The organism is Burkholderia sp. D-99 (assembly GCF_011605345.1).
Lineage (GTDB): Bacteria > Pseudomonadota > Gammaproteobacteria > Burkholderiales > Burkholderiaceae > Burkholderia.
Genome location: NZ_JAAOXM010000001.1, coordinates 1439026 through 1459025, shown reverse-complemented (window position 1 = coordinate 1459025; position 20000 = coordinate 1439026). Strand labels below are relative to the sequence as shown.

Annotated in this window: 20 protein-coding genes and 1 pseudogene; 6 read left to right on the top strand and 15 right to left on the bottom strand. The window is 58.2% G+C overall.

Annotation, left to right across the window (positions count from 1 at the left end):
• Positions 1-16: 16 nt before the first annotated feature.
• The 3 genes from HAV18_RS06365 to HAV18_RS06355 all read right to left on the bottom strand — a co-directional run bounded on the left by HAV18_RS06365 (position 17) and on the right by HAV18_RS06355 (position 4051).
• A complete protein-coding gene (locus HAV18_RS06365; RefSeq protein ID WP_166953846.1) occupies positions 17-1609 on the bottom strand; it encodes a GMC family oxidoreductase in 1593 nt (530 codons plus the stop codon).
• A gap of 173 nt (positions 1610-1782) precedes the next feature.
• A complete protein-coding gene (locus HAV18_RS06360; protein WP_166950856.1) occupies positions 1783-2070 on the bottom strand; it encodes a hypothetical protein in 288 nt (95 codons plus the stop codon).
• A 214-nt stretch (positions 2071-2284) separates the two neighbouring features.
• Positions 2285-4051, bottom strand: coding sequence for a hypothetical protein (locus HAV18_RS06355; protein ID WP_166953845.1), 1767 nt, complete (start codon positions 4049-4051; stop codon positions 2285-2287).
• Positions 4052-4271: 220 nt separating this feature from the next.
• Here HAV18_RS06355 and HAV18_RS06350 point away from each other — a divergent pair, with 220 nt between their 5' ends.
• Positions 4272-4601, top strand: coding sequence for a helix-turn-helix domain-containing protein (locus tag HAV18_RS06350; protein WP_124470067.1), 330 nt, complete (start codon positions 4272-4274; stop codon positions 4599-4601).
• Between the two features lie 54 nt (positions 4602-4655).
• On the opposite strand, the gene HAV18_RS06345 is transcribed toward HAV18_RS06350, so the two are convergent.
• The 7 genes from HAV18_RS06345 to HAV18_RS39800 form a co-directional block, all read right to left on the bottom strand.
• Positions 4656-4955 (bottom strand): hypothetical protein, encoded by a 300-nt coding sequence (locus HAV18_RS06345; protein ID WP_166953844.1) that lies wholly within the window; start codon positions 4953-4955, stop codon positions 4656-4658.
• A 99-nt stretch (positions 4956-5054) separates the two neighbouring features.
• Entirely contained in the window at positions 5055-6053 is a 999-nt protein-coding gene (locus HAV18_RS06340; RefSeq protein WP_407062406.1) for a hypothetical protein, read from the bottom strand.
• Positions 6053-6958, bottom strand: a complete 906-nt coding sequence (locus tag HAV18_RS06335) for a phage capsid protein (protein WP_166953842.1) — start codon at positions 6956-6958, stop codon at positions 6053-6055. Before HAV18_RS06335 ends, HAV18_RS06340 begins: the two co-directional genes overlap by 1 nt.
• Before the next feature lie 59 nt (positions 6959-7017).
• Entirely contained in the window at positions 7018-7245 is a 228-nt protein-coding gene (locus HAV18_RS06330) for a hypothetical protein (RefSeq protein WP_166953841.1), read from the bottom strand.
• A 13-nt stretch (positions 7246-7258) separates the two neighbouring features.
• Positions 7259-8251: a lambda-exonuclease family protein gene (locus tag HAV18_RS06325; protein ID WP_166953839.1), complete on the bottom strand. Its 993-nt coding sequence runs from the start codon at positions 8249-8251 to the stop codon at positions 7259-7261.
• Positions 8252-8323: 72 nt separating this feature from the next.
• Complete coding sequence (locus HAV18_RS06320; protein WP_166953838.1) at positions 8324-9289, bottom strand: DUF932 domain-containing protein; 966 nt, start codon at positions 9287-9289, stop codon at positions 8324-8326.
• 117 nt (positions 9290-9406) lie between these two features.
• Complete coding sequence (locus tag HAV18_RS39800; protein WP_243771543.1) at positions 9407-10168, bottom strand: hypothetical protein; 762 nt, start codon at positions 10166-10168, stop codon at positions 9407-9409.
• A 390-nt stretch (positions 10169-10558) separates the two neighbouring features.
• Between HAV18_RS39800 and HAV18_RS06310 the strand changes: the two genes are divergently transcribed.
• Complete coding sequence (locus tag HAV18_RS06310) at positions 10559-11437, top strand: hypothetical protein (RefSeq protein ID WP_166953837.1); 879 nt, start codon at positions 10559-10561, stop codon at positions 11435-11437.
• A gap of 116 nt (positions 11438-11553) precedes the next feature.
• Here the strand turns inward: HAV18_RS06310 and HAV18_RS06305 are convergent, their stop codons facing one another.
• The 4 genes from HAV18_RS06305 to HAV18_RS06290 form a co-directional block, all read right to left on the bottom strand.
• Positions 11554-12354 carry a hypothetical protein gene (locus HAV18_RS06305; RefSeq protein ID WP_166953835.1) on the bottom strand — a complete coding sequence of 267 codons (801 nt, stop codon included), beginning with the start codon at positions 12352-12354 and terminating at the stop codon, positions 11554-11556.
• Positions 12355-12427: 73 nt separating this feature from the next.
• On the bottom strand, positions 12428-13375 hold the full coding sequence (locus tag HAV18_RS40255) for an HNH endonuclease signature motif containing protein (protein WP_166953834.1): 948 nt from the start codon (positions 13373-13375) through the stop codon (positions 12428-12430).
• Between the two features lie 458 nt (positions 13376-13833).
• On the bottom strand, positions 13834-14751 hold the full coding sequence (locus HAV18_RS06295; protein WP_166953832.1) for a hypothetical protein: 918 nt from the start codon (positions 14749-14751) through the stop codon (positions 13834-13836).
• Between the two features lie 109 nt (positions 14752-14860).
• Positions 14861-15817 (bottom strand): phage antirepressor N-terminal domain-containing protein, encoded by a 957-nt coding sequence (locus HAV18_RS06290; protein ID WP_208101716.1) that lies wholly within the window; start codon positions 15815-15817, stop codon positions 14861-14863.
• A 79-nt stretch (positions 15818-15896) separates the two neighbouring features.
• Here HAV18_RS06290 and HAV18_RS06285 point away from each other — a divergent pair, with 79 nt between their 5' ends.
• Positions 15897-16418, top strand: a complete 522-nt coding sequence (locus HAV18_RS06285) for an Arc family DNA-binding protein (protein WP_166953831.1) — start codon at positions 15897-15899, stop codon at positions 16416-16418.
• Positions 16419-16465: 47 nt separating this feature from the next.
• Complete coding sequence (locus tag HAV18_RS06280; protein ID WP_166953830.1) at positions 16466-17125, top strand: hypothetical protein; 660 nt, start codon at positions 16466-16468, stop codon at positions 17123-17125.
• 971 nt (positions 17126-18096) lie between these two features.
• Here HAV18_RS06280 and HAV18_RS39790 read toward each other — a convergent pair.
• Positions 18097-18233 (bottom strand): annotated as a pseudogene (locus HAV18_RS39790) (IS3 family transposase); the annotation flags it as partial.
• Here HAV18_RS39790 and HAV18_RS40335 point away from each other — a divergent pair.
• The gene (locus HAV18_RS40335; RefSeq protein ID WP_407062402.1) at positions 18183-18584 is read left to right on the top strand and encodes an ATP-grasp domain-containing protein; all 402 of its coding nucleotides are present in this window, start codon (positions 18183-18185) and stop codon (positions 18582-18584) included. The pseudogene HAV18_RS39790 and the gene HAV18_RS40335 sit on opposite strands and share 51 nt — an antisense overlap.
• Before the next feature lie 272 nt (positions 18585-18856).
• Positions 18857-19996 carry a trypsin-like peptidase domain-containing protein gene (locus tag HAV18_RS06270; protein WP_166953828.1) on the top strand — a complete coding sequence of 380 codons (1140 nt, stop codon included), beginning with the start codon at positions 18857-18859 and terminating at the stop codon, positions 19994-19996.
• Positions 19997-20000 lie beyond the last annotated feature (4 nt).

The window sequence follows — 20000 nt, the reverse complement described above, 5'->3', positions numbered from 1 at the left end:
AGCGGTGCTTAGGTGATCAGTTGCTGCGGAGAATCATGTCTGCCGCCTTTTCGCCGATCATGATCGTCGGTGCGTTCGTGTTGCCGGTGGTGATGCACGGCATGACGGATGCGTCCGCCACGCGCAAGCCACGCAAGCCGTTCACGCGTAATGCCGGGTCGACCACGGCCGCGTCATCGGAACCCATCCTGCAGGTACCGACCGGGTGGTAGATGGTTTCGCAGTGGCGTCGCAGGAAGTCCTCGATTTGTTCGTCGGATTCAACCGATGGCTGCGGGTGCAATTCGACCGGGCCGTGTCGGGCGATCACGGGCTGGGCCATCGCGGTGCGCAGAAGGCGTATGCCGCGAGTAAGCGTTGCCACGTCGCGCGGATCGGACAGATAGTGGGGGGCAATCTCGCCGCGTCGTAGCGGGTTTGCGGATACGATATGGACTTTCCCTCGGCTGAAAGGGCGTGTGTTGACCGCCGATATGGTCAGGCCAGCATGCCTCGGAATCACCACCTTTCCGGTTGCATCGAGTTCGAAATAGAACGGCAGCATGGCGATTTGCACGTCGGCTCGATCACCGTCAGGCGCAGTGCGCGCAAATGCCGTCAGTTCGGAGGCTGGCATCGCCAGGATGCCGTCGTGCTTGAGGTGCCAGCGCAGCAGCGCCAAGGCCATCCGCACCGGATTCGCGAGAACATGGTTCAGGCTCGCCCTCGGGTCGCGCAACCTATATTTCAGATGGGCAAATAACTGGTCTTGCAGATTGTGACCCACCTCGGGACGATGAAGGGTGACCGGAATGCCGAGCGCCTGCAGGTGCCGTGCGTCGCCTATGCCGGAGCGCTGCAGGATCTGCGGCGAGCTGATTGCGCCCGCGCAAACGACGATTTCACGGGTCGCCCGAATCTTTTCGCCATTGGCCAGCCGGACTGCGACAGCCGTGCCTTGCTCGACGATCACGCGATCGAGTGGCGCGTCTGTGCGCACGACGAGGTTCGCTCTTTCACGCGCCCGTGCGAGAAAAGTGGCGGCGGTCGACTGCCGCACGCCGTCGCGAATGGTCGTTTGTGCAAGGCCGACACCTTCGTTATGGCCGCCGTTCGTGTCGCCGTTCGCGGGAAGGCCCGTCTGGACCAGCGCCTGAATGAAATCGCGCGTCAACGGATGAACATCGGTGTGAATGCTGGTCTTCAGTGGCCCACCTCGACCGTGCACGGCGGCATCGCCTTCGGGAAAATGCTGCGACTTCCTGAAATAGGGCAGCACCTCGTCGTAGGACCAGCCGTGGCATCCCGATGCGGACCACCCATCGTAATCGGCTCGATCGCCGCGAACATACATGAGGCCATTGAGCGAGCTGGTGCCGCCGAGCATTTTGCCTTGCGTCATCACGAGCGAGCGATCACCGAATTCGGGGCTGGGCTCGGTGCGGTCGAGAAACGCGTAGCGCGGGTTATTCAGCAACCGCGTGATCCCGAGCGGAATGGGTCCCCAGAAGCTGTCGTCGCGGCGCCCGGCCTCGAGCAGAAGGACTCGGTGCTTGCCGTTTTCGCTGATCCGATCGGCGACCACGCAACCCGCTGAACCGGCACCCACTACGATGAAGTCGAAGTTCATGTGTCGTACTCCTCGTATGGATGGACGGAAATCGTGGCGCATCGGCCGGTTGAGCCGCTGCGGCTGCGCGTGTCGATGCGGCCGTGCGAGATGGCTTCGCGGGCCGTGAGACCAAGGATATCGGTGCACCGAACGTCGGCCCCTCCCGAGACGGGAGGGGGATTGCGTGTCCGTTACGCGACATAGTCTTTCCTGGAAAGCGGCACATGATTTCCGCCTGCCGGATCGCGCCAGGTGGCTGGACGGTGATGCCTGGCCGCGGAGCTTCCATTTACTGAAATGACTGAACCCATGACGCCTTCGACGAAACGACGGTAAAGCGCGATCGCCACGCGCAAGGGGTTACTCGATTGTGCGAAGCTGGAGTTGCGTAGTGGTTCTGATAGGTTCTCTCGACCTTCAATGTCTTGAAGAAACTTTCCGTCGGCGCGTTGTCCCAGGCGAATGGGGCCAGCGGCCATGAGTGCATCGCGTTGATGGTTGCGAGATATAAAGTTGGGATCCGTGTTCTCATGGCTGGAAAATATGGATGAAGATGCGTGCTCGCTACCAGACGGTACGGGCAATCGCGGATACAAAAAAAGCCGATCGGCGAACCGGTCGGCATGAAAGGATTCTGGAGATCCAGTGAGGGATAACGTCCAGAATCCAGGCCAAGGCTTATGGGCGGTTAGCTCAATGGCGACCGGCGACGACCGAGTTAAGCGCCGTCAACAAGGAGCTAGGAAGACCAGATGCGAACTGCAGGGATTTGTCGGTGTAGGTCGACGGATACAGCCAGCCGACCTGCAGTCGTCCGGCACGAAGGGCAATGACCAGCTTGGCGCCGAGGGCGAGCGGTTGAAGTCGACCATTCCCCGAAGTCAGAGCCGAAATATCGGCGGTCGCGAAGTCGAGTACCAGCACATTGGAATTGCCGGTGTACGCCGCCCACGTGCCTGGCGTGTTGTCGACGACCGCGCGATGATCTGCGGACAACTGAATCGTGCTTAGTCCGACATTCAGTCCCGCCAGAGCGCTGCCGACAGCCTGTTGAACCGAGCTGTACGTCGTACTCGAGCTGCCGGACGTCATGACGATCGTGGTGCCGTCCATATACGCGGGAACCCCGCCACAGACAGTACTGGTCTGCACGACCGCGTTGTCGCACATCGGGACCGAAATCGGCAGGACGACCCGATCCGCCGTGTAAGTCCGAAGGCCCAGATATGCACCGGTGCCGTTCGCGAACGCGGCTCCGGTCAACTGCGACGCATTGGCAAAGTCGTAGAAGCCGGGCACGGTCGGGGCGGCAATCGACAAGGGTTGGTCGGACAGGTCAACAGACCGGGCCTCGTATGTGAAGCCGATACCCGACGCCGGGTCGGTGCCCGATAAGGTCGTGCCGATGCTCGAAAGCGGCAGCGGTGCGAGCCGTTGGGTTTCCGAGATGAGGCTCGACCACGTTCCGTCTGCCTTCAGCACATACTCGCCGGCAAGCCCATCGTATTTGCCACCGTTATAGGCACCGGGACCGACGCTGGTCCATGTGTCGGTTCCGTCCGGCAGGTTTTCTTGTTGATCAGTCTGCAGTGCGCCGTTGATGATTTGACGGACGTCGCGAACCAAAGCCTGGTTGGTTGAGCCCGGCGTCGGATTGTATCCGCCAAAGAACGAGACCAGGTAGTCCTCGAAGCTAAAGGTGGGCTTGGCGAGAATCTGCGAGGCATCCGCGACCTGATAGACGGGCTTGGCCGCTTGGACGGCGAGGTCGTCCTGAGTGATCGCCATCACGCTGCCTTTGGCGACCATGGCGTTCAGGGCATTGCGAAGAGTCGCGGCATCGACTGCGCCCTTGACCGAGAAGGTGCCGAGCTTGTCCACGATCTGAACCGCGAGCGCTTGGGTTACCGCATCATTGTTCGCGAGGTAGTCGGCATTCGGATCGACTTGCTTGCCAAGCAGGCTTTGCACGGCGGCGACGGCCTGCGGGCGGCTCAAGCCGGTTTGCATTTGGGCGCCGACCAGCGTCGTGAGCGGGCTGACGACTTGCGATGCCGTGGGTTGGATGACCTGCGACAGCGTGAAGGTGGCCGGGAACTGGAATCCCACCGGGCGAGACTGGTCCTTGGTCGTCGGTGTGACCTGGACCAGTAGCGTCTTTCCAGTTGCGTTGCCGCTATACGGAATCGAGAACTGGCCTGTCCCATCAGTGACCGTAGTCGGTTCCCCTGAATCACAAACCCCGTTGTTGTTCAGGTCGAGGCAGACCGTAGCACCGATCAAGTAACCGTCAATGGCTTTGCCCGTGACCGTCGGTGTCGGTGTTGTCGGAGTCCGCCCTCCACCGGTAGACGGTTGACCGGGGCCCGAGTCACCGCCTCCGCCGCAGGCAGCGAGGGCAGTAGCGATGGACAGACCCAGGATGTGTTTGCTGAACCCCGTATGTTTTTTGGCTTTCATTGTTTTCTCCGTTTGACGTGCTGGTCCCGCACGGATGGGTACATCTGATGCAGTGTTTACTCGACAGTCCAAGACACTCATATAGAGCTGGAGCGATACGAGCTCGAACCAGCAGAACGCCCGAGGCAGTCGATGAATGTCGTAATGTAGATTATATACGTCTATAATTGAAGTGTTTACAGCGTCGTTAATCAGTCGACGGGCGGGCATCCTGCACGCCATGGCTACTAGGCGCTCAACTTCCGCTGCATCAAGACCTGCCCCGATCTCGATTGCTCTTGGCAAGCGAGTCAAGGAGTGTCGACATGCAGCCGAGAAATCTCAGGAAACATTGGCTTTTGAGGCACACGTCGACCGCACGTATATCTCTGCGATCGAGCGTGGTATCGCCAATCCATCTGTCGAAACGCTCGCGAACATCTGCTACGTCCTCAATGTGACGTTGGCCGAACTCTTTGCGCCGTTGGACGGCGTGTCGCTGAAACCGACAGGAGAGCGCCGCGCGAATGCGGCGACGCCGCCGGAAATCAAGCGGCAGCGTCTGCGTTAACGGTCACTGCCTCGAGTTGCCTAGACGGCGACTATTCCCTAGGTGGACTGCCGTTCAGTAATCGCCAGGTAGCAGAAGCGTCGTCACGGACCGATCCCATTCAGTAATGAGCCAGACGGTCTGTCCATCAGCGAGGACATAACTGGACAGGATCCGTGATTCAGCATCGATGGCCAGTTCGTTTTGTTCCCGATCAGATTCAGATAGATCTCCCCAGTCACCGCAGGCGTGTCGGATCAGCAGATTGACGATCGAGGCGTTCGCGTTGGCAACGACGCTCAGCGCGGCGGGCGTGGCCAGGATTCGGCCGAGCTTGAAGCGCGGGCCGGGCAGACGGTTGGATGTCGAATTCATGGTGTTCTCCAGTGAGTGGACGAGCAACGGCCTCCAGGCTTGGCTGGAGGCGAGGACGTCCGGGTGAATTAAGAAAAGAGTGCCGGGCGAAAGCCCGGTTTATGCCGGCAGGTTGAGTTCGGCCAGTCGCCGGCGAAGTGCCAGAGCTTTGGCTTGCGAGCAGCCGAGGTGGAGACGGATGTCGGCAACGGTGGGGCGGACCAGACCGGCTGCAACGTCCCGCGCGAGTCGGGTCAGCGCATCGTCAGGCTGTGCCATGGCCGACGAGGGGATATCCAGATTGTCGTTTTTGCGACTAACGGTCTCGCCCGTTTCCGCCATCGAGCCTTCCGCCGCGACTGGCGATGCCGCTGTAGTCATGGCTGCGACCGTCGGGATTTGCATGGGAGTCGCGTCGCGGGCCGACTCGTCGGTAGAAGAGCGTCCGAGCGCGATGACCCACAGCAAACACGCGACACTTTCCAGCACGGCGGCTAACGTCAATCCCGACAGCAGATCGATTCGCGCAGTAGTCGTGCCGAGCAATGCAGCGAGTCGCGACGTGACCGGGTCCGAGAGTAATGCGTCGCGCTGCCTGGCGACTCGATTGCGTTCGGCTTCGGTGCGTCGCACCTCGTCAGCTTCTGCGTTCAGTGCGTCAAGTTTCGCGACCAGTGTCACGTGACGTGCCTCGTGCATCCCGCAATCACGACGACACCGTCGCGCGTCGATCATCGCGAGTTGCTGTGCGATCGCTGCCCGGTCGGCCATGACGACTGTCAGGCTGCGGCGCGGCGCGGGCGGGGCTGCGACTGCAGTGGCCATCCGCCGGGCACCTGCATGCTGCTGAGCCAGCAGAAAGAAGGTGACGTGACCGTAGCAAGCGGTCGCCATGCATGCAAACCACAACAGACCGCCGATCGCTCGGACGGTAAGCGGCTTGTCTCGGATGAGCGCCGGCAGCAGGTGCGCGCTCGTGACGAGCACCACGCCGATCGCGATCCAGATGAGCCGTTCCGGCCACGTGCCACCGCGTTGCCAACCCGCCAATACAGATAGACTGAGCGCAGTGGCCGTGGCCGACATCGCCAGAGCAATGATCCAGCGAGACGACCGCATCATGCCGCCTTGTCGCCCAGCAACACGGCTTTGCGCTCGAGCTTGTCGCGTAGCGTCGCGGATTGACCGGGATCGGCGCCGCTTCCCGCATCCCCATGACCCGCGGACTCCGGATAGAACTCCTCGGCGACGGCGGCGCGCTCATCCGGACTGTCTTCGAACGCGCCGTTGGCGAAACCCAACCGCGCCGCGGTGTCGAGCGCCGCCTGATCAAACCCCGCCGCCCGCCGACGAGCATCGAGTTCGCGCGCCTGCAACAGCGTATCTTCGAGCGTCGTGCCCGATCGAACTCCCAGATCGACGTAATAGATCGCAGACCGATAGCTCTGCGTTGTCGACTTCCCGCGCAGTCGCAGTTCCAGCGACAGACTGGCGAGCAGGTTGCCGGATACGGCATGGAAGTAATGCAGTCGGGCTGCGAGGGTGCGAATCGAGTTGTACGAGGTGGTGCGGAAGATGAACGAACCCATCTCGTCCTCGTCGCCAACAATCACGTTCAGCCGCGCGTACGGCTTGCAACCGCCTTGGCGCGCCAAGGCACAACCGTCCGGGGACGGGCAGGGCAGGCTTTCGATGCCGGCGTCGCCCGCACGACGACACGTTTCTCCGTTGCCGACGCACACCGGCCGCCCGGTGTCCCGGTCGAACAGGCTGTAGTCGGCACGCAGGTTGAGATCCGGATCGTTGAAGAGTAGGCGAACCGGAATCGCACGGAGCTTGCCGGATGCCGCCTTGCGCAGTGTTTCGTTCAGTGGATGCAGCATCCAGTCGCCGCGCTGCTGGACCTGGGTGGTAAGGGTGAACTGGTCATCCTTCTCGGGTAGGCGTTTGCCGTTCTTCTCGACAATTCTTCCGATGGAGATGCGCCCGACAACGGGCGGGGTGATAGCAAGACCTTTGAGCATGATGGCCTCTCTGCTGAATTGATAAAGTGGAAAAATGCGATCGGGAGTTGTCTCGCGGGTTACCGCGCAAAATGCGCCTCGAGCTTGTCGTGGATCTCGCGTGCGACGCTCTGCCAGGCTTGAGCGCTGACTATCGGGTGAGCGCCGAATTGCGCTTGCAACTGGTCGAGTGGCGCTGTCGCAACCCGCTCGGCATGCTTGCTGAGCGCGTCCATGACGAACGCCTGGGCAAGCGCGCCATATCGTGAAACAGTCATGATGTCGGTGAGGCATTCGAGATTGGTCATGGTGGGTAAGGGATCAGGTGGATACGAGGAAGCGCCGGGAGCCGGGCTTCGAGATGGCGTATTGCTGCTCAAGCGAAGGGTGATCGGCCAGTAACCGTTCCAGATCGATCGCTGCCGAATCCTTGCTGCGCTTGAACGACACGGAGCCGGATTCGAACAGGGCACGCGTGGCGTCACCCATGGCTTCCTGAATCGCCTGCTTGAACTGCGCCTCGAGCTGCTGGCGCGTTTCGATCTCAGCGCGTACGGCAACCAGATCTGCAAACACGGAGGACAGGCGTTGGTCATCACTGAAATCGATCGTTTCGCCGTTGCCCGGATACAGATGGCGTAGGGCGCGATCAGCCGACTCCGATCCGTCGGCCGGTGGCGGCGTATCGGATACAACGAACCGCCAGAACCGCGCTTCGAGCTCGATCAATCGTGCAATCAAGCTGTCGTCGCGTTCGATCCGATGTACTTCCAGCGTCTGGCCGCAGATCAGCACGGCCACGTCGGCGGCCGACTTGCCCGTCACCGCCAGTTGATGCTGGACCTGAATCTGTACGTACTCGGGTACGCCGTCCCGCCAGAGCCTGGCGCCGAACTCTCCCGCTGTCTTGCATTCGAGAATCTGGACGTCGGATACGCCAACGATCTCCCGATCGAGGTTGGCGAGCATGAACGGGATCGTCGGATGACGCAGCACGGCGTTGACGCGCCGAACCCGATTGCCGGTCTGCTTCGTGTAGGACGCGGCAACGATAGGCTCGAGCAACGTGCCCCAATAGGTCGGCGAACTCGTGTCGTCCGGATCGGGCCCGGGTAGGCCGTCCGCGCGACCGGTCTTGTCTAGCCACAGCTCAAGCGGACTCATATAGGGACTCAATCCGACAGCAGCAGCGGCGTCCGATCCACCGATGCCGGTGCGTCGAACGGCGAGCCAGTCTTCGCGCGATAGCTCGTCGGTTCTGACGAGCTTCAATGCAGGTCGTCGCGTACGGACGCGACTGGATGGAATGCTCACGAAACCTCCGGAAATAGAGCGGCCCGGCAGGCGAACCTGACCGGGCCGAGATGAACGAATGCGGGACGAATGCTAGACGACGAGCCTGAGCGCTTCGTCCCAGGCCTTCTGCTTGATGAGGGCGCCTTGTCCGAACCATGCGGCATCGCGCCGATGATCGTCGCTGCGGGCGCGGCGATGATGGTCGACATACTCGGTGATGCTGTTGAGTAACCCCCAGGCCGTACCGGACGCGGAAGGCAATTGCGCACCTTTGCCTCGCCCGGCATAGAGTTCGCCCACTGCACGGACCGCGCGCTCATTGACGGTCATCCCGTCACGCTCGCCGGGATTCGTGACGGTGTAGGTCAGCACTCGCCGGAAGAAGGCGTCGGCTGCCGAATCGGTCACCTTGCGCTCGGCCATTGCCTTCGTGCGGACCATGAATGCATCCCAGGACGACACAGCGATACCGAGCTGGCGCTTCACGGCAGCAGCGTCGAACTGCGAGCGGTGCGGCACCTTGACGACGCCCGTACCGTCACCGAGTGCGATCGCCAGAGTGTTGTTGCAGACGACCCGCACCGAGGTGAACTGGGCTGTGGTGGCGAGCGTGCCGTCGCAGGCGGTCGCCAGCAGCAGATAACCCTTGACGTGGTCCTTGCCCTTGAGCATGCCGGTTTGCCCGGTCTTGGCGAGCGCCCAGAACTTGCGACCTTCCTTGAGCACGCCCGCGGTTTCGAGCTCGAAACCGCCGACTTCCGTCAGATCCCGGTAGAACTCCAGGATCTCGCGGGGCTGTACGACCTGGTAGCGTGCGGAGACGACGGATAACGGCGCCTTGGTGTCCGATCGATACAGCACCTTCTGGTCGGGAAAGGCGTGGATCGAGCCGATACCGGAGGCGCCGGACACATAACGGACTTCGGACGATTCGATCGTCCAGTTCATGCCGGCGCGATCGGCCCAGACTTCGATGGGTTGTTGGGGCGCGAGTTTGTTGCCGAGGCCATGCCACGGTTCCAGGCCGACGTAAGCCATGGTTTGGACGAGGTGCATGCTGAACTCCTTGGAAATAGAAAAGGCATAACGCCCGACGAAGGCCGGGCAGTCGTGGAATAGAAAGGGAGGAGCGAAAGAGCCGGAGTGGCTGGATAAGAACTGCGATCGCGAAGATCAGTCGGGCTGCGCGCTGAAGGTGTGACCGCACGACATGCACCGATAGTTATCGAGGACGTTCTCGTCGATGGCCGCCCCGACGGCGGATCCGGCAGCGCAGCCGGCCGCGCTGCCAAGTAGGCCGGCGATTACCGCGCCGGCGAGACCACCGAAAACCGAGCCGAGCGGTCCGCCAATCGCACCTACGGCAGCGCCAGCCTCAGCGCCCGAAAATGCCATGGCCATCCCGCTCGTCGCGCCGGCGACGCTACCGATCGTGCTGCCGGCTTTACGACCAATGTTCAGCGTGTCGACGCGCGATGAATTGCAATGCGGGCAACGTTGTGCGGCATCGCTCGATGCCGAGGTTGCCACGTCGTGGGCATTCGGCGGCGCATAGGAGAAGAAGTCGGAATCGGCCGCGGATCGTGGATCGGGCCGATGAAACGAGGGGGATTCGTCCAATTCGAACGAATCGACATCGTCGAACGCAAAGTGATTGTGTGATCGATGGTAGTTTTTGTAAGGTGGGGCTTCCCGTGATGCCCATTCACTAGTTTGGATCGCATGCAACGCATAGTCCGGATAGGGGGCGTGAGCTTCCCATTCGTCATCTGAGGCGTTGCGGGGGAGGGGCGCGGCGAGTGTTGGTGCCGCAGTGCCGGTTGAGGGTATGGTCGGCGGTGTCGAATTGAAGCGCCTCCAGAGTAAGAGGGCAACGCCAATGACAAAAGCAAATGTCGCTGCGATTGCAGCGACAAGAAGGTAAGGGTGAAACATGAAACCTCCGAGTGAAGTGCACCTTGGCAGAAGCGCCGAGGTGAAGTGGCCTGGGCTGGCCGTACTCGTGGAGGTGATATATGGTCGAAATTTTCTAGAGTGACAGTATCATCAGATATGTTTCTGATAAAAACAGAGTGTCGTGTGTCGATACATCGAGTGAAATTATTGTCTCGTCGCTAGATGCGGCGCGAGCGAATCGATATCATGACGTTCCGTCGTGTTGCTGCGGTGCATGCAACTTGTGAGACATATTGATTCGATGGGGTCAAGTTGCTCAATTATGTGTGCTTCAAGCTCGCATCGGGGTTGGTCTGATGTGGTGATAACGCGACAGGTGTTGTTTGAATGGATTAAGTATGAGATGAATCAAGGGGAATTAAATAACAAATGAATATTCGTAAAATTAAAGTTGCATATGACGAAAAGGCTCGGCGTCAGGTGGATCTGGCAGAGCGAGCTAAGGTAAATTGGAATGTTGATCTTGAGCCTCGGCTCACTCGATTGACGAAAGATTTTGCGAGTGAAGATGGATTTTCTCATCGCTACTTTGTTGCGCGACGCGATTTGGATATGTTTCATTTTCAGGTGGATGCGGTATGCTTAACCCGTATTCGAGCGATTGATAATGGTGGGAGGTCGTGTTTTCCATATGTGGCGGAAGAAAATGCATCTCTTGTGTATTCAATGCATGCGAATGGGTCCGTTGCCGTGATTCTGTATCCTCATAGTTCGGAGTTGAGTCGTTGGGATAAAGCCAGTTATACAATTGCAATCTACAAATCTCCGAGCTGCCTTGCGGGTATTGTTGGCAACAAGAGAATTAAAAAGCATATCCGTATTTTTATGGAGGTTGCGAAACGATCAATGGTCGTTGCCCCTGTTCGAAATGATGGATTTATCGCTCACCTTGCAAAGAAAAGTGATCGATATGAAGGGATGTATTCGAATCGGTCCGAAGAGAGACGTGCTCTTTCCAATGCGGAGGTAGGACTGGGGGCAGGGCTGTTGGGCGGACTAATTGCGAGCACGATATTGCCCTTCTTGCAGGCATGGGGAAAGGATTTGCGCGATGCAGCTTCAGCTGTGAACACGACGTGTTCTGAGCCTGGAGTCATGAATCGGCAAGCATGCGAAGCAGCTTTCCCCACGTATGTATACGATCACTTCTTTGGTGGTTTTCTGACCACGGGAAACCTTTTAGTTGCCGCCTTAGTGTTGAGCTTTGTAACCATTTTGCTTATGAAGCGTTCTCTCCGCGGCGTATAGCGGATGCAAGCGCTGTATCGTCCGGGGGGGCGGTCGTCGCTGTAGACGTCGCCACGGTTGTCGTTGCGATTCGCTTTCGGTTTAACAGTTGCTGCGAGTGACAGGGCTGCCGTCGCTTACACAAACTCAATATTGAGTACGTTCGCTGGCGGAACCGAGGTGTTCTCTCCATCAAAGCACCACACCGCACCGTGGCCTGGGACGTCTTCTCGAGCACAGGATTGTAGGTAACGCAGAGCCACTCGCACCGCAAATTCCGCGGAGTGGGCCGCCGGAGCAACGAACTTCACGATGGCCGGTTTCAAACTATCTTGGAAGATTGGGAGCAAATCAAGGCCACTCGCAAGCTTCACTTCCTCGCACAAGTCTTCAATTATCTCTGGCATTGCAAGATAGTCATGCTGCCCTAGGTTTTTTGCATGTGATGCAACCTCGCGCACCAAAATAGCATATGGTCCCCAGTGTAGCGAGTCTCTGAGCTTGTTGCGGAACTGAAACGCGAGGCCTCCTTCGCGTGCAAAAGCCTGACGGACTTCGTGTTTCGCCGAAGGATCCTCAAGCGAGTCCAGCAGCGCATTTTTGAGCAAAGGGAGTACATGCCCCAATGGATGGATTCCCGTGTCAAAAGTCGTTCCTGCCGGAACTCTGGTGCAGTGGAACCAGCAAAGCCTGGTCGGTAGCCGAGGGTTACCGAGAGCCAGGCAGGCGCGTTCATACAGAAAACGGTCATACTCGGGCAGCGACTTCCAGTGCTCGTTGAAGTACCTCTCATGACCGGGATCGGACAGAAACCGCTTGAGATCAGGCAACGGACAGCCAAATATCTCAAGGAGCGAAGATTCGGCCGACAGTCGAGTCTCGCAATCGAGCTGCAACCCGATCACTTCGTCAAAAGATGATCTGAATCGTCGCACCATGAGTCTGTCTCATCATAGTTGGAGTCTACTGTCATTGAAGGCACTTCCGCTCGTCTGCACGCACCTTCTTCTGTCACGATCTGAATATATATTCACGATGCCATGCTAGAAATGGCTTCAAATCGTCGAACGCTCTGAGCCTCAAACGGGTGTTTTGGTTGACACCAAGATGATGCCTTTGTGCTACCGACAGCAACGGGCTGATTAAGATCGTGAAGGTGTCGTCGAAGGTAATATAGCCCCGGTCAAACAGGCGGTCGAGCGTAGGCACAAGCAACAGACCATTTGAGACGCTAACGCGCTCCTTCGCGGTTTTGCATTGGCTCCATGGCTTGATGTGGCTAGCGACAAGAATTTCCTTCATTGTCACATCGGTCACTGAGCAGCCTTTCCAACGTTCAAAAAGAGCGTCGCGATACGGACCCTGGCCTACGCGAGCCTTTATAACCGCGTCTCGCTCTGTTTCATCCAGATTTTCCACAAACGACTGTAGTGTCGGGTCGTCACCGAGGTCCACGATTCCGGTGTCACTTTCATCTTCGAACCGTTCCGGTGGCTCGACGCCTTGCACAATGCGATACATACCGGTTGAAAAATCATAACTGTGAACCCACCACGTCTCTGCATCCAGAGATCTTGCTGAAACAGTCGAAGCCAGATCTGCCTGCGCCTCGTTTTTCTGGTCGCCATCGACGAGAATCAGGCGTATGGGCTGTCGAACCCTGAAGGCTGCCTGAATGGAAAAGTCCAGTTCTTGCGAGCGCCTCGTCCAAGTCCGGAGGCGGTTGCGTATGTCACTGCGTACCTCGCCCTTGTCGCGGTCGAGCAGTTGTTGACGATAAGCTCGATCATTTCCGTCGTAGAACGCTCCTTGTTCCGTGATCGTCAGCCCGTCAAACCAAATACATGCCACAAGAGGTTCGTTTCCTGTTCCTGGAAATGACCACGCGGTATTTCGCGAGATGTTGTCGTTCGGGTTGAGCAATTTTGTACCGTCGCTTTTTGTGTCCCAGTCGGACACGTCGTGGCCGGCGTCGATAAGGAGCTCGCGTACAGGGCGCTTAGCAATTGGGCGAGTTGGCAGAGGCATGCGAGATAAGTAGGTTTATCGTTTTATTTCGTCGGGTTAGATAACATAGCATGCCGACTTTAGCGAATCCATTCAATCGAATCCTCGTCGTGATGCCGATGCCATAGTCATGCTGCATCGCTGCAAGTGATCGAGTAACTTCCCTTTTTCGGCAGCGTCTCATTCATCTGCGTGAGATTCCACAAGAGGTTCGCTAGGTACGGCGCAAGTGGGTTGGTGTGGCCGCAGACCACCTCGATCTTTTTTGTGCATGGCCAGACGGTGCCAGCAGAAGTCAACGTCTTTCCAACGCAATGCGGGGAGTTCTTCGCGTTGCACTCCAGTAAGGAGGAGCCCTGCAAGTACGCGCTGATGTCGTCGCATCCTCAATCACTACCTGATATGGGCTGTCAAGCCGCACTCGCTAGTAAAGTTGGTAGCCGGGCGAATATTCGTTCTAGTCGAGATGTCCGGGCCCTCGATGGCAGTGTCTCCTTCAACCGCTCGAATGCGGTTAAGTTGTCGATCGATAGGAACTGTGCAGCCGAGGCCAGAAAAGCGTTTGCAGCTTGCAATTCCGTGCGGAAATCGCGCATTTTGATTACAGAGGTTGCGATTTCCTTGTCGCTCATTGCTTCTACAGAATCTGCGGTGAGACTGAGAAGTGGTCGCACCACCTGCCATTCGAATGATGAGCCGACGGTTTGGCATTTCGCTACTGCGTCGACGCCCCTAACAACCCCTATCGTCGCGATGTTCGCGTTCGCGCCGCGTTGGCCCGGTGCCGCGCCGATTCCTTTGTCTATTTTCACGGCGACCATGATTCTTCCGCCGTCCATTAGGACCCTGTCGAGCGCAGATGAGAAAGCCGACTCCTTGGCAACCTCATCAAGCACTACGCGGATTTGTCGGCATGCGCCAGACAAGCGTGTTTGCATTTCACGTGCGTGGGATAACAGTTCGTCCCGGTCCTTCAACATATCCTCGATGAGCTTCCGTCGTGTCTCAGCCTTCGTCTGCCGCTCAAATTCGGCCGTCAACTCGTCCCAGACCACGCCAAATTCTCGCTGGCCGCAATCTTGGCCGCAGTGCGTTTCCAGGCCTGATTTTGTAGCAACGATGAAGCCGTGTTGGTGCCAGTGATTGCATCCATTCAGGCCGCATTGCAGTTGCTTATCTTTGCTGAAGCCGTACTTGCCGACGATATAGTCGAGGTCGTCATGCACGCAACGCAGTGCTGCAACATAATTCGGTCGGACCTCGAACTCGTCTCTGGAGGAAAAATGAATCGGCTTTCGAGTGGGTTGATTTCCGCTTGATTCGTTCATGCATACCTCGGCTGCAAAGCTGTGACGGCTGGCGCGGTGCGCCAGCACTGAACATTAACCACGAGTGGGTTGATGGTAGGCGCGTTTGCGGTGACAGCTATCTATTGCGTCAGGTGTCAGTAGGGGATAGTCGCGGATGCAATGGGAGCGTCAGTTGTTCAGGTGCATCATATAGCTGGCTTTTATGGAGTTCTACTAGTCTCCAATCCGCAAGCGTGTCGTCATGATTCAGTAGTCGCCACGCGAATTCAGTTGCGCAGGCCGCCTGATCGCATGTCATCGATCGAAAGCTCGCGGTGCCAGCGTATAAGCGCATCACCTGGTAAGCCGTGCTGTATGGAACACGTCTGTCGATGACCAGTTCCGTGGCGCAGCGCAAAGCGTCTGCGCGGTCGGCGACAGTGCTTTTGGCGCTGCCGGTTCGAGGATGGATCATGAAACGATTGTTCCAGTATCGCCACAGCGCGTCATCGCATTCGTTCTGGTATCTACGGACGCGATTGCGAACTGCCAGATCCTTTACTTTCCCTGCTTCGATCGACGCCAGCCATCCTGGGAGTTTGCGCAGAGGTATGCAAATCGCGATTTGCGCACCTCTGACCGAAGGGATTCTCAAGTCGAGAATCCCCCAGCGTTGCGTATTGGACCTCAGCTTCGCGTGCTGCCCGTGCCATGCTAGGCCCATGCCTTCGACGATCGGTTTCATTGGAGCGTACGGCTGCCCGTTGTGTTCAACGACCTGCAAGTTGGCTCCATGAAACGGTACTTTAATTTGGCGTGCCAACGCCCGCGTGCTAGCATGCATGCGTTCATTCTCCAATGATTGAACACCAAGCCCTGACCGCCATCTCCCCAGATATCCGGTCGGGGCTTTTTCTATCGATCCGTCGCCTTTGTGCGCGTCTCCTTCTTTTTTGCGTCTTCGAGCGTTTTCACGATCACCCAATGCAGCGATCGGTCGAGCCGATCGGCCTTCACCTGTGGGAAGCGGCACAGGTCCGCTGGCATTCTCAGCGGGTACGAGCTTGGTTGTGGCGAATCCATATTTCCTCTTCCAGATATCCACAGATAGATTCATTATAGAATCTATGCTAGTGTGTTGGTGATAGTATCGTCATATCGCATAGATTTAGTCAAGGGGGGGTATGAAGGGCGAAAAAGCGGGTGTGAAGCAAGCTCTGGCCTATCCGTTGCGTATGCCGGGCGAGCTGCGACAGAAACTGCAGGCTAGTGCGGATGTGTCTGGGCGTAGTCTCAATCAAGAAATCGTCGATCGCCTGGAAGGCAGCGTTGGACCGCCGCCCGAGGTGCCCACGGGGCTCCGGCAGATTGTCGAGGCTGCTATGACGGGGGGGGGTGAGTCTTTCGAAGAGGTTGCCGTCCGTCTGGTTGTACTTGGCATCCAGTCGCAGAGTTTTCGCCAGACGGCAGAGGCTTTGGCGGCGGCTGAGCGATATCGGACGGTTGCTTTGCATCAACTGCTTATTGCGGCCAACGAGCAGCTAAGTGAATTGCTGCGACACTTGAATGCAGACCGAAGCATCGACGCAGAGCGACTTGCCGAGGCGATGCGGCATCGAGATGCGATTGCGCGACAAATCAGTCAGTTGGGTCTGGCGTTGCCTGCAGGTCCGGGTTATTCGTCGATTGGTCGAGGCACGAGATAGTCTGACATTTCATTCCGACATCGAGCACCAATTTCAGGTTGATTCTTATGTTGGCAACTGAATTCATCGAAAAATCACGGGATCCAATAGCATGGCGGACACATGCGCGCGCCTTGCGTCGATCAGCAAATGTCTTGTGGGATGAGTTTGCGCGAGCGCTTGTGAACGAGGCTGAAGTTAAGGGGCGTTCGTCGAATTTCGCCGAAGCATTCGAAATTCTCGAGACGTCGAAGCTGCTTTACGGACTTGCTCTTGAGACAGCTCTGAAGGCATGGATCGTAGAACATGTTCCGTCGAAGATCGAAGTGCGTGTCGCGATGGATGGGATGGGGGAGGCAATACATGCTGAATTAAGAGCAGTCGGCGTCCCAACTTCGAGTGGACACAACCTGCTTGCTCTAGCCGAAGCGGCAGATCTATTTGGTGCGAGCTTTCAATCGGTGCTTCATCATGAATCGGATCGACGTGCCGTCCGCAATATCTGCCGAGATCTCGGGGAGGTTGTCCTTTGGCGAGGTAGATACCCCGTTCCACTTGCTTCCACTGAACCACTCAAACTGGACCCAAGTGTCCCGCCTAAAGTGGTCGCACACTACATGCTCGACTGGCTTAACCCGATCCTCGACGTACTCTTGGATGACGCCGAAAAGTCGGCGGTTGAAGTGAAGGGGGCGGCTGGCCAAAAAGAGGTAAAGGTCGGATCGTAGCGATACGCAGTCGGGACGTCGACTCGCTAGCACCGGCTAGTCATGGAGCATGAGTCTGCCGTCAGTTGCCGCTGTACTTGTGAACATCCACGATGTTGTGGATGCGCAACCTAGGATTACAGCTGCGAATGCGGACGAGATGGCGTGTCTTGCTTAAGCCGGCGCCTGTTGCAGTGGCTGGTGTATGGGGGCAACTTTGGGGGCAACTATTTCCGATCCGAGGGTGTGTGTTTGTCTGGTGGTAGTTTGGTGGTCGTATTCGATTGCCGCCGGGCCACCAGATTTCATGCGCGCTGTATCGCGGCGTGCTGTGTCGTTAAGCATAAGGTGGCTAGTTCGACACGTTATGTGTTATCGCCTATCGATGGTGATTTGAGAACTTTTCCGCCCAAGCGGAAGGCTGGCGCTGAGAGGCGCACGCCCGTCCTGCTCGGCAGGATCACGGTAGCCGCCAGGTTCGCCGGCGAGTCGGTGATCGTGGGCGCCTTCTGGCAATGCGACGAGAACCTGGTTCTTTCGCTCTTCCACAACACTTCCTGGCTTCAAGTGCCTGTACAAGGGCACGCTATCACTCTTCCGAGGCGCATCAGCCTTCGCGACAAGAAATCGGTCCATTGAGTCCCACCAGGGGGCTCGGCGTGGATCTCAAGGAAAAGGTATATCCCTCGCCGCGGCAGCCGTGAAACCTGACGCTTGATGACCTTTGCTGTGCTGTCGATGCCTTGAACGATTCTGATATTGAGCAGATGTCGGCAGTGGGCCGGAATTCCGTGCCGTAGCCTCGCAGACGGCGGGCGGACCATCGTAGGGCAGCGAACCGTGCCCCGACCATTGCTCCCAAGCCTTTGCCTCCATGCCGGTTTGCGGTTGAGCCTGGGCCGTTTCAGTTTGCCACGCAGGACGTAAGCGCGTCGCAGTGGCTGACTGACCTCGCCCCTGTTCCATGAATCCCATGGCCGAGGAAACCAGACGGCTTTCCCTTGTTGAACGGCGGCCCGGTTTTTCTCGAACGTCATCGAGCCAAGTCGTTCAATCTCGAACGCAGCCGGCGAGCATTGTGAAAGCCGAGCCAGTTGACGGCTTCATCCGTCGCGGTACGCCGCGTCGAGATTCAGTGCTGAGGCTGCCCCGTTCCGTTGCTTCGCCAACTCCGATTCCCGTGAGGTCAACTTCGACGCTTGCCTCCAAGCCTACCCGTGCCGGCTCCGCTCGGCCGGTGGCACTGGTCATGCTCTACATGGCAGGCAGCGATCGATCGATCGCCATGATTTGCGAAGCAGGACGCCCGGCAGCGTTCGTTGGCCGCCGAAAGCAGGGGCTTCATCAGACCCTCGAGAATAATTCGGCCGCGGTGGAACTCGCTCTGAAAGCCCCAGTTCACTTCAAATGCGATGACCTGGCTAACGCCCAGGCCCGGGGCGACGGCAGGCGTTCGTCAACAGTTGGAAACCAACTCTAACCATTCTGACGGGATCGGCTACCCCCGCTACGCGCATATCAACCTGCCTGGCATCTTCGCCGCGCGCAGGCTGGGCCTACCTGAACCGGCGAGTACCTGGAGGCCGAATGTCGGGGCGAGAGCCATTACCATCACAGGGTCGGTCGAAAGGCAATATTCAAATAGCTTTCGATATTTCAGCGACGGCAGAAAGCTTCCATTCAAATATCTTTCAAGTTTGATACTATTTCGCTTCCCTTTGAAAGGTTCTTGATTCAAGGAGCGAAGTAGGGATGATGGTGCTGGCGCTTGGCGCAAATACAGTTTTGAAGGCTGCGCAATGCTCTTGGACGCTGGAGTGCGGAAATACTTCGGCATTCGGGGAGTATGGCGCTGTCGCGCTACTTCCGCTTGATGACAAGCGCCAACCCAAGGGGGAGGCGGCGCTGTTCCAGGTCTCCCAGGCCTGGATGCAGTGGAGCGGTGGTCAAGAGAAGATCTGCTGCAACTTGAATCTTGGCCAGCTCCCGGCCGGCGCCGAAAGGGTGCTGCTTGTCGTTTACACCTTCTCGGCGGCGGGGCCGGTGAGCGAACTGCGGTCTCTTCGCCTGCAGGTCGACTCGCACATTGAGTTCAGTTTGAATCTCGACGGGTATGTCGAATCGGCCATCGTCATCGGCGAGTTCTACTGTCGCAATCAGCGGTGGAAGTTCCGTGCACTGGCAGAGGGCTCGGCATATGGACTGTCAGCGCTTGGAAGGAGAATCGGGCTAAGCATCGACGATGCGCATCCTCGTCGTCGCTCCAGCCATGCCGATTCGAATCGAACTGACACAGGCGCATCGGGCACCGGCTTTGCCGTGACCGCCACCCATATTCTCACTTGCGCGCATGTCATCGAGGACATGTGCGAAATCCATATCGCTTCGTTCGACGGACGGCATCGGGCAGAGCCGGTGGTCGTCGACCAACGAAATGACCTGGCGCTCCTCCGCGTTCAGGGTGCGCCTCCTTTCAAGCCGGTCGCTTTCCGGGATGGGGTTGGCTGCGATCTCGGCGAAACCGTTGTGGCAATCGGGTTCCCCCTTGCTGGCCTGACCGGCGGGGGAGTTCACGTCACCCAAGGTGGTGTTTCCGCATTGTTCGGCCTGCACAACGACGCCAGTCTGCTCCAGTTCACGGCCCCAATTCAGCCCGGATCGAGCGGCAGTCCACTCTTCGACTCGGCTGGATCCGTTGTCGGGATGGTGACCTCCACGATTCCGGATGCGCAGAACATGAACTTCGCGGTCAAGGCCGGCCTGGCCCTGGCATTCCTTGGCGCCTGCGGAGTTGCTGCCTCCCGCACTCCGACAGGGAGAGCCTTCACCACGGCGCAAATGGCCCGCGAAGCCCAACCCTCACTATGGAAAATTGCGGCGCGTCATCGATAGCGTC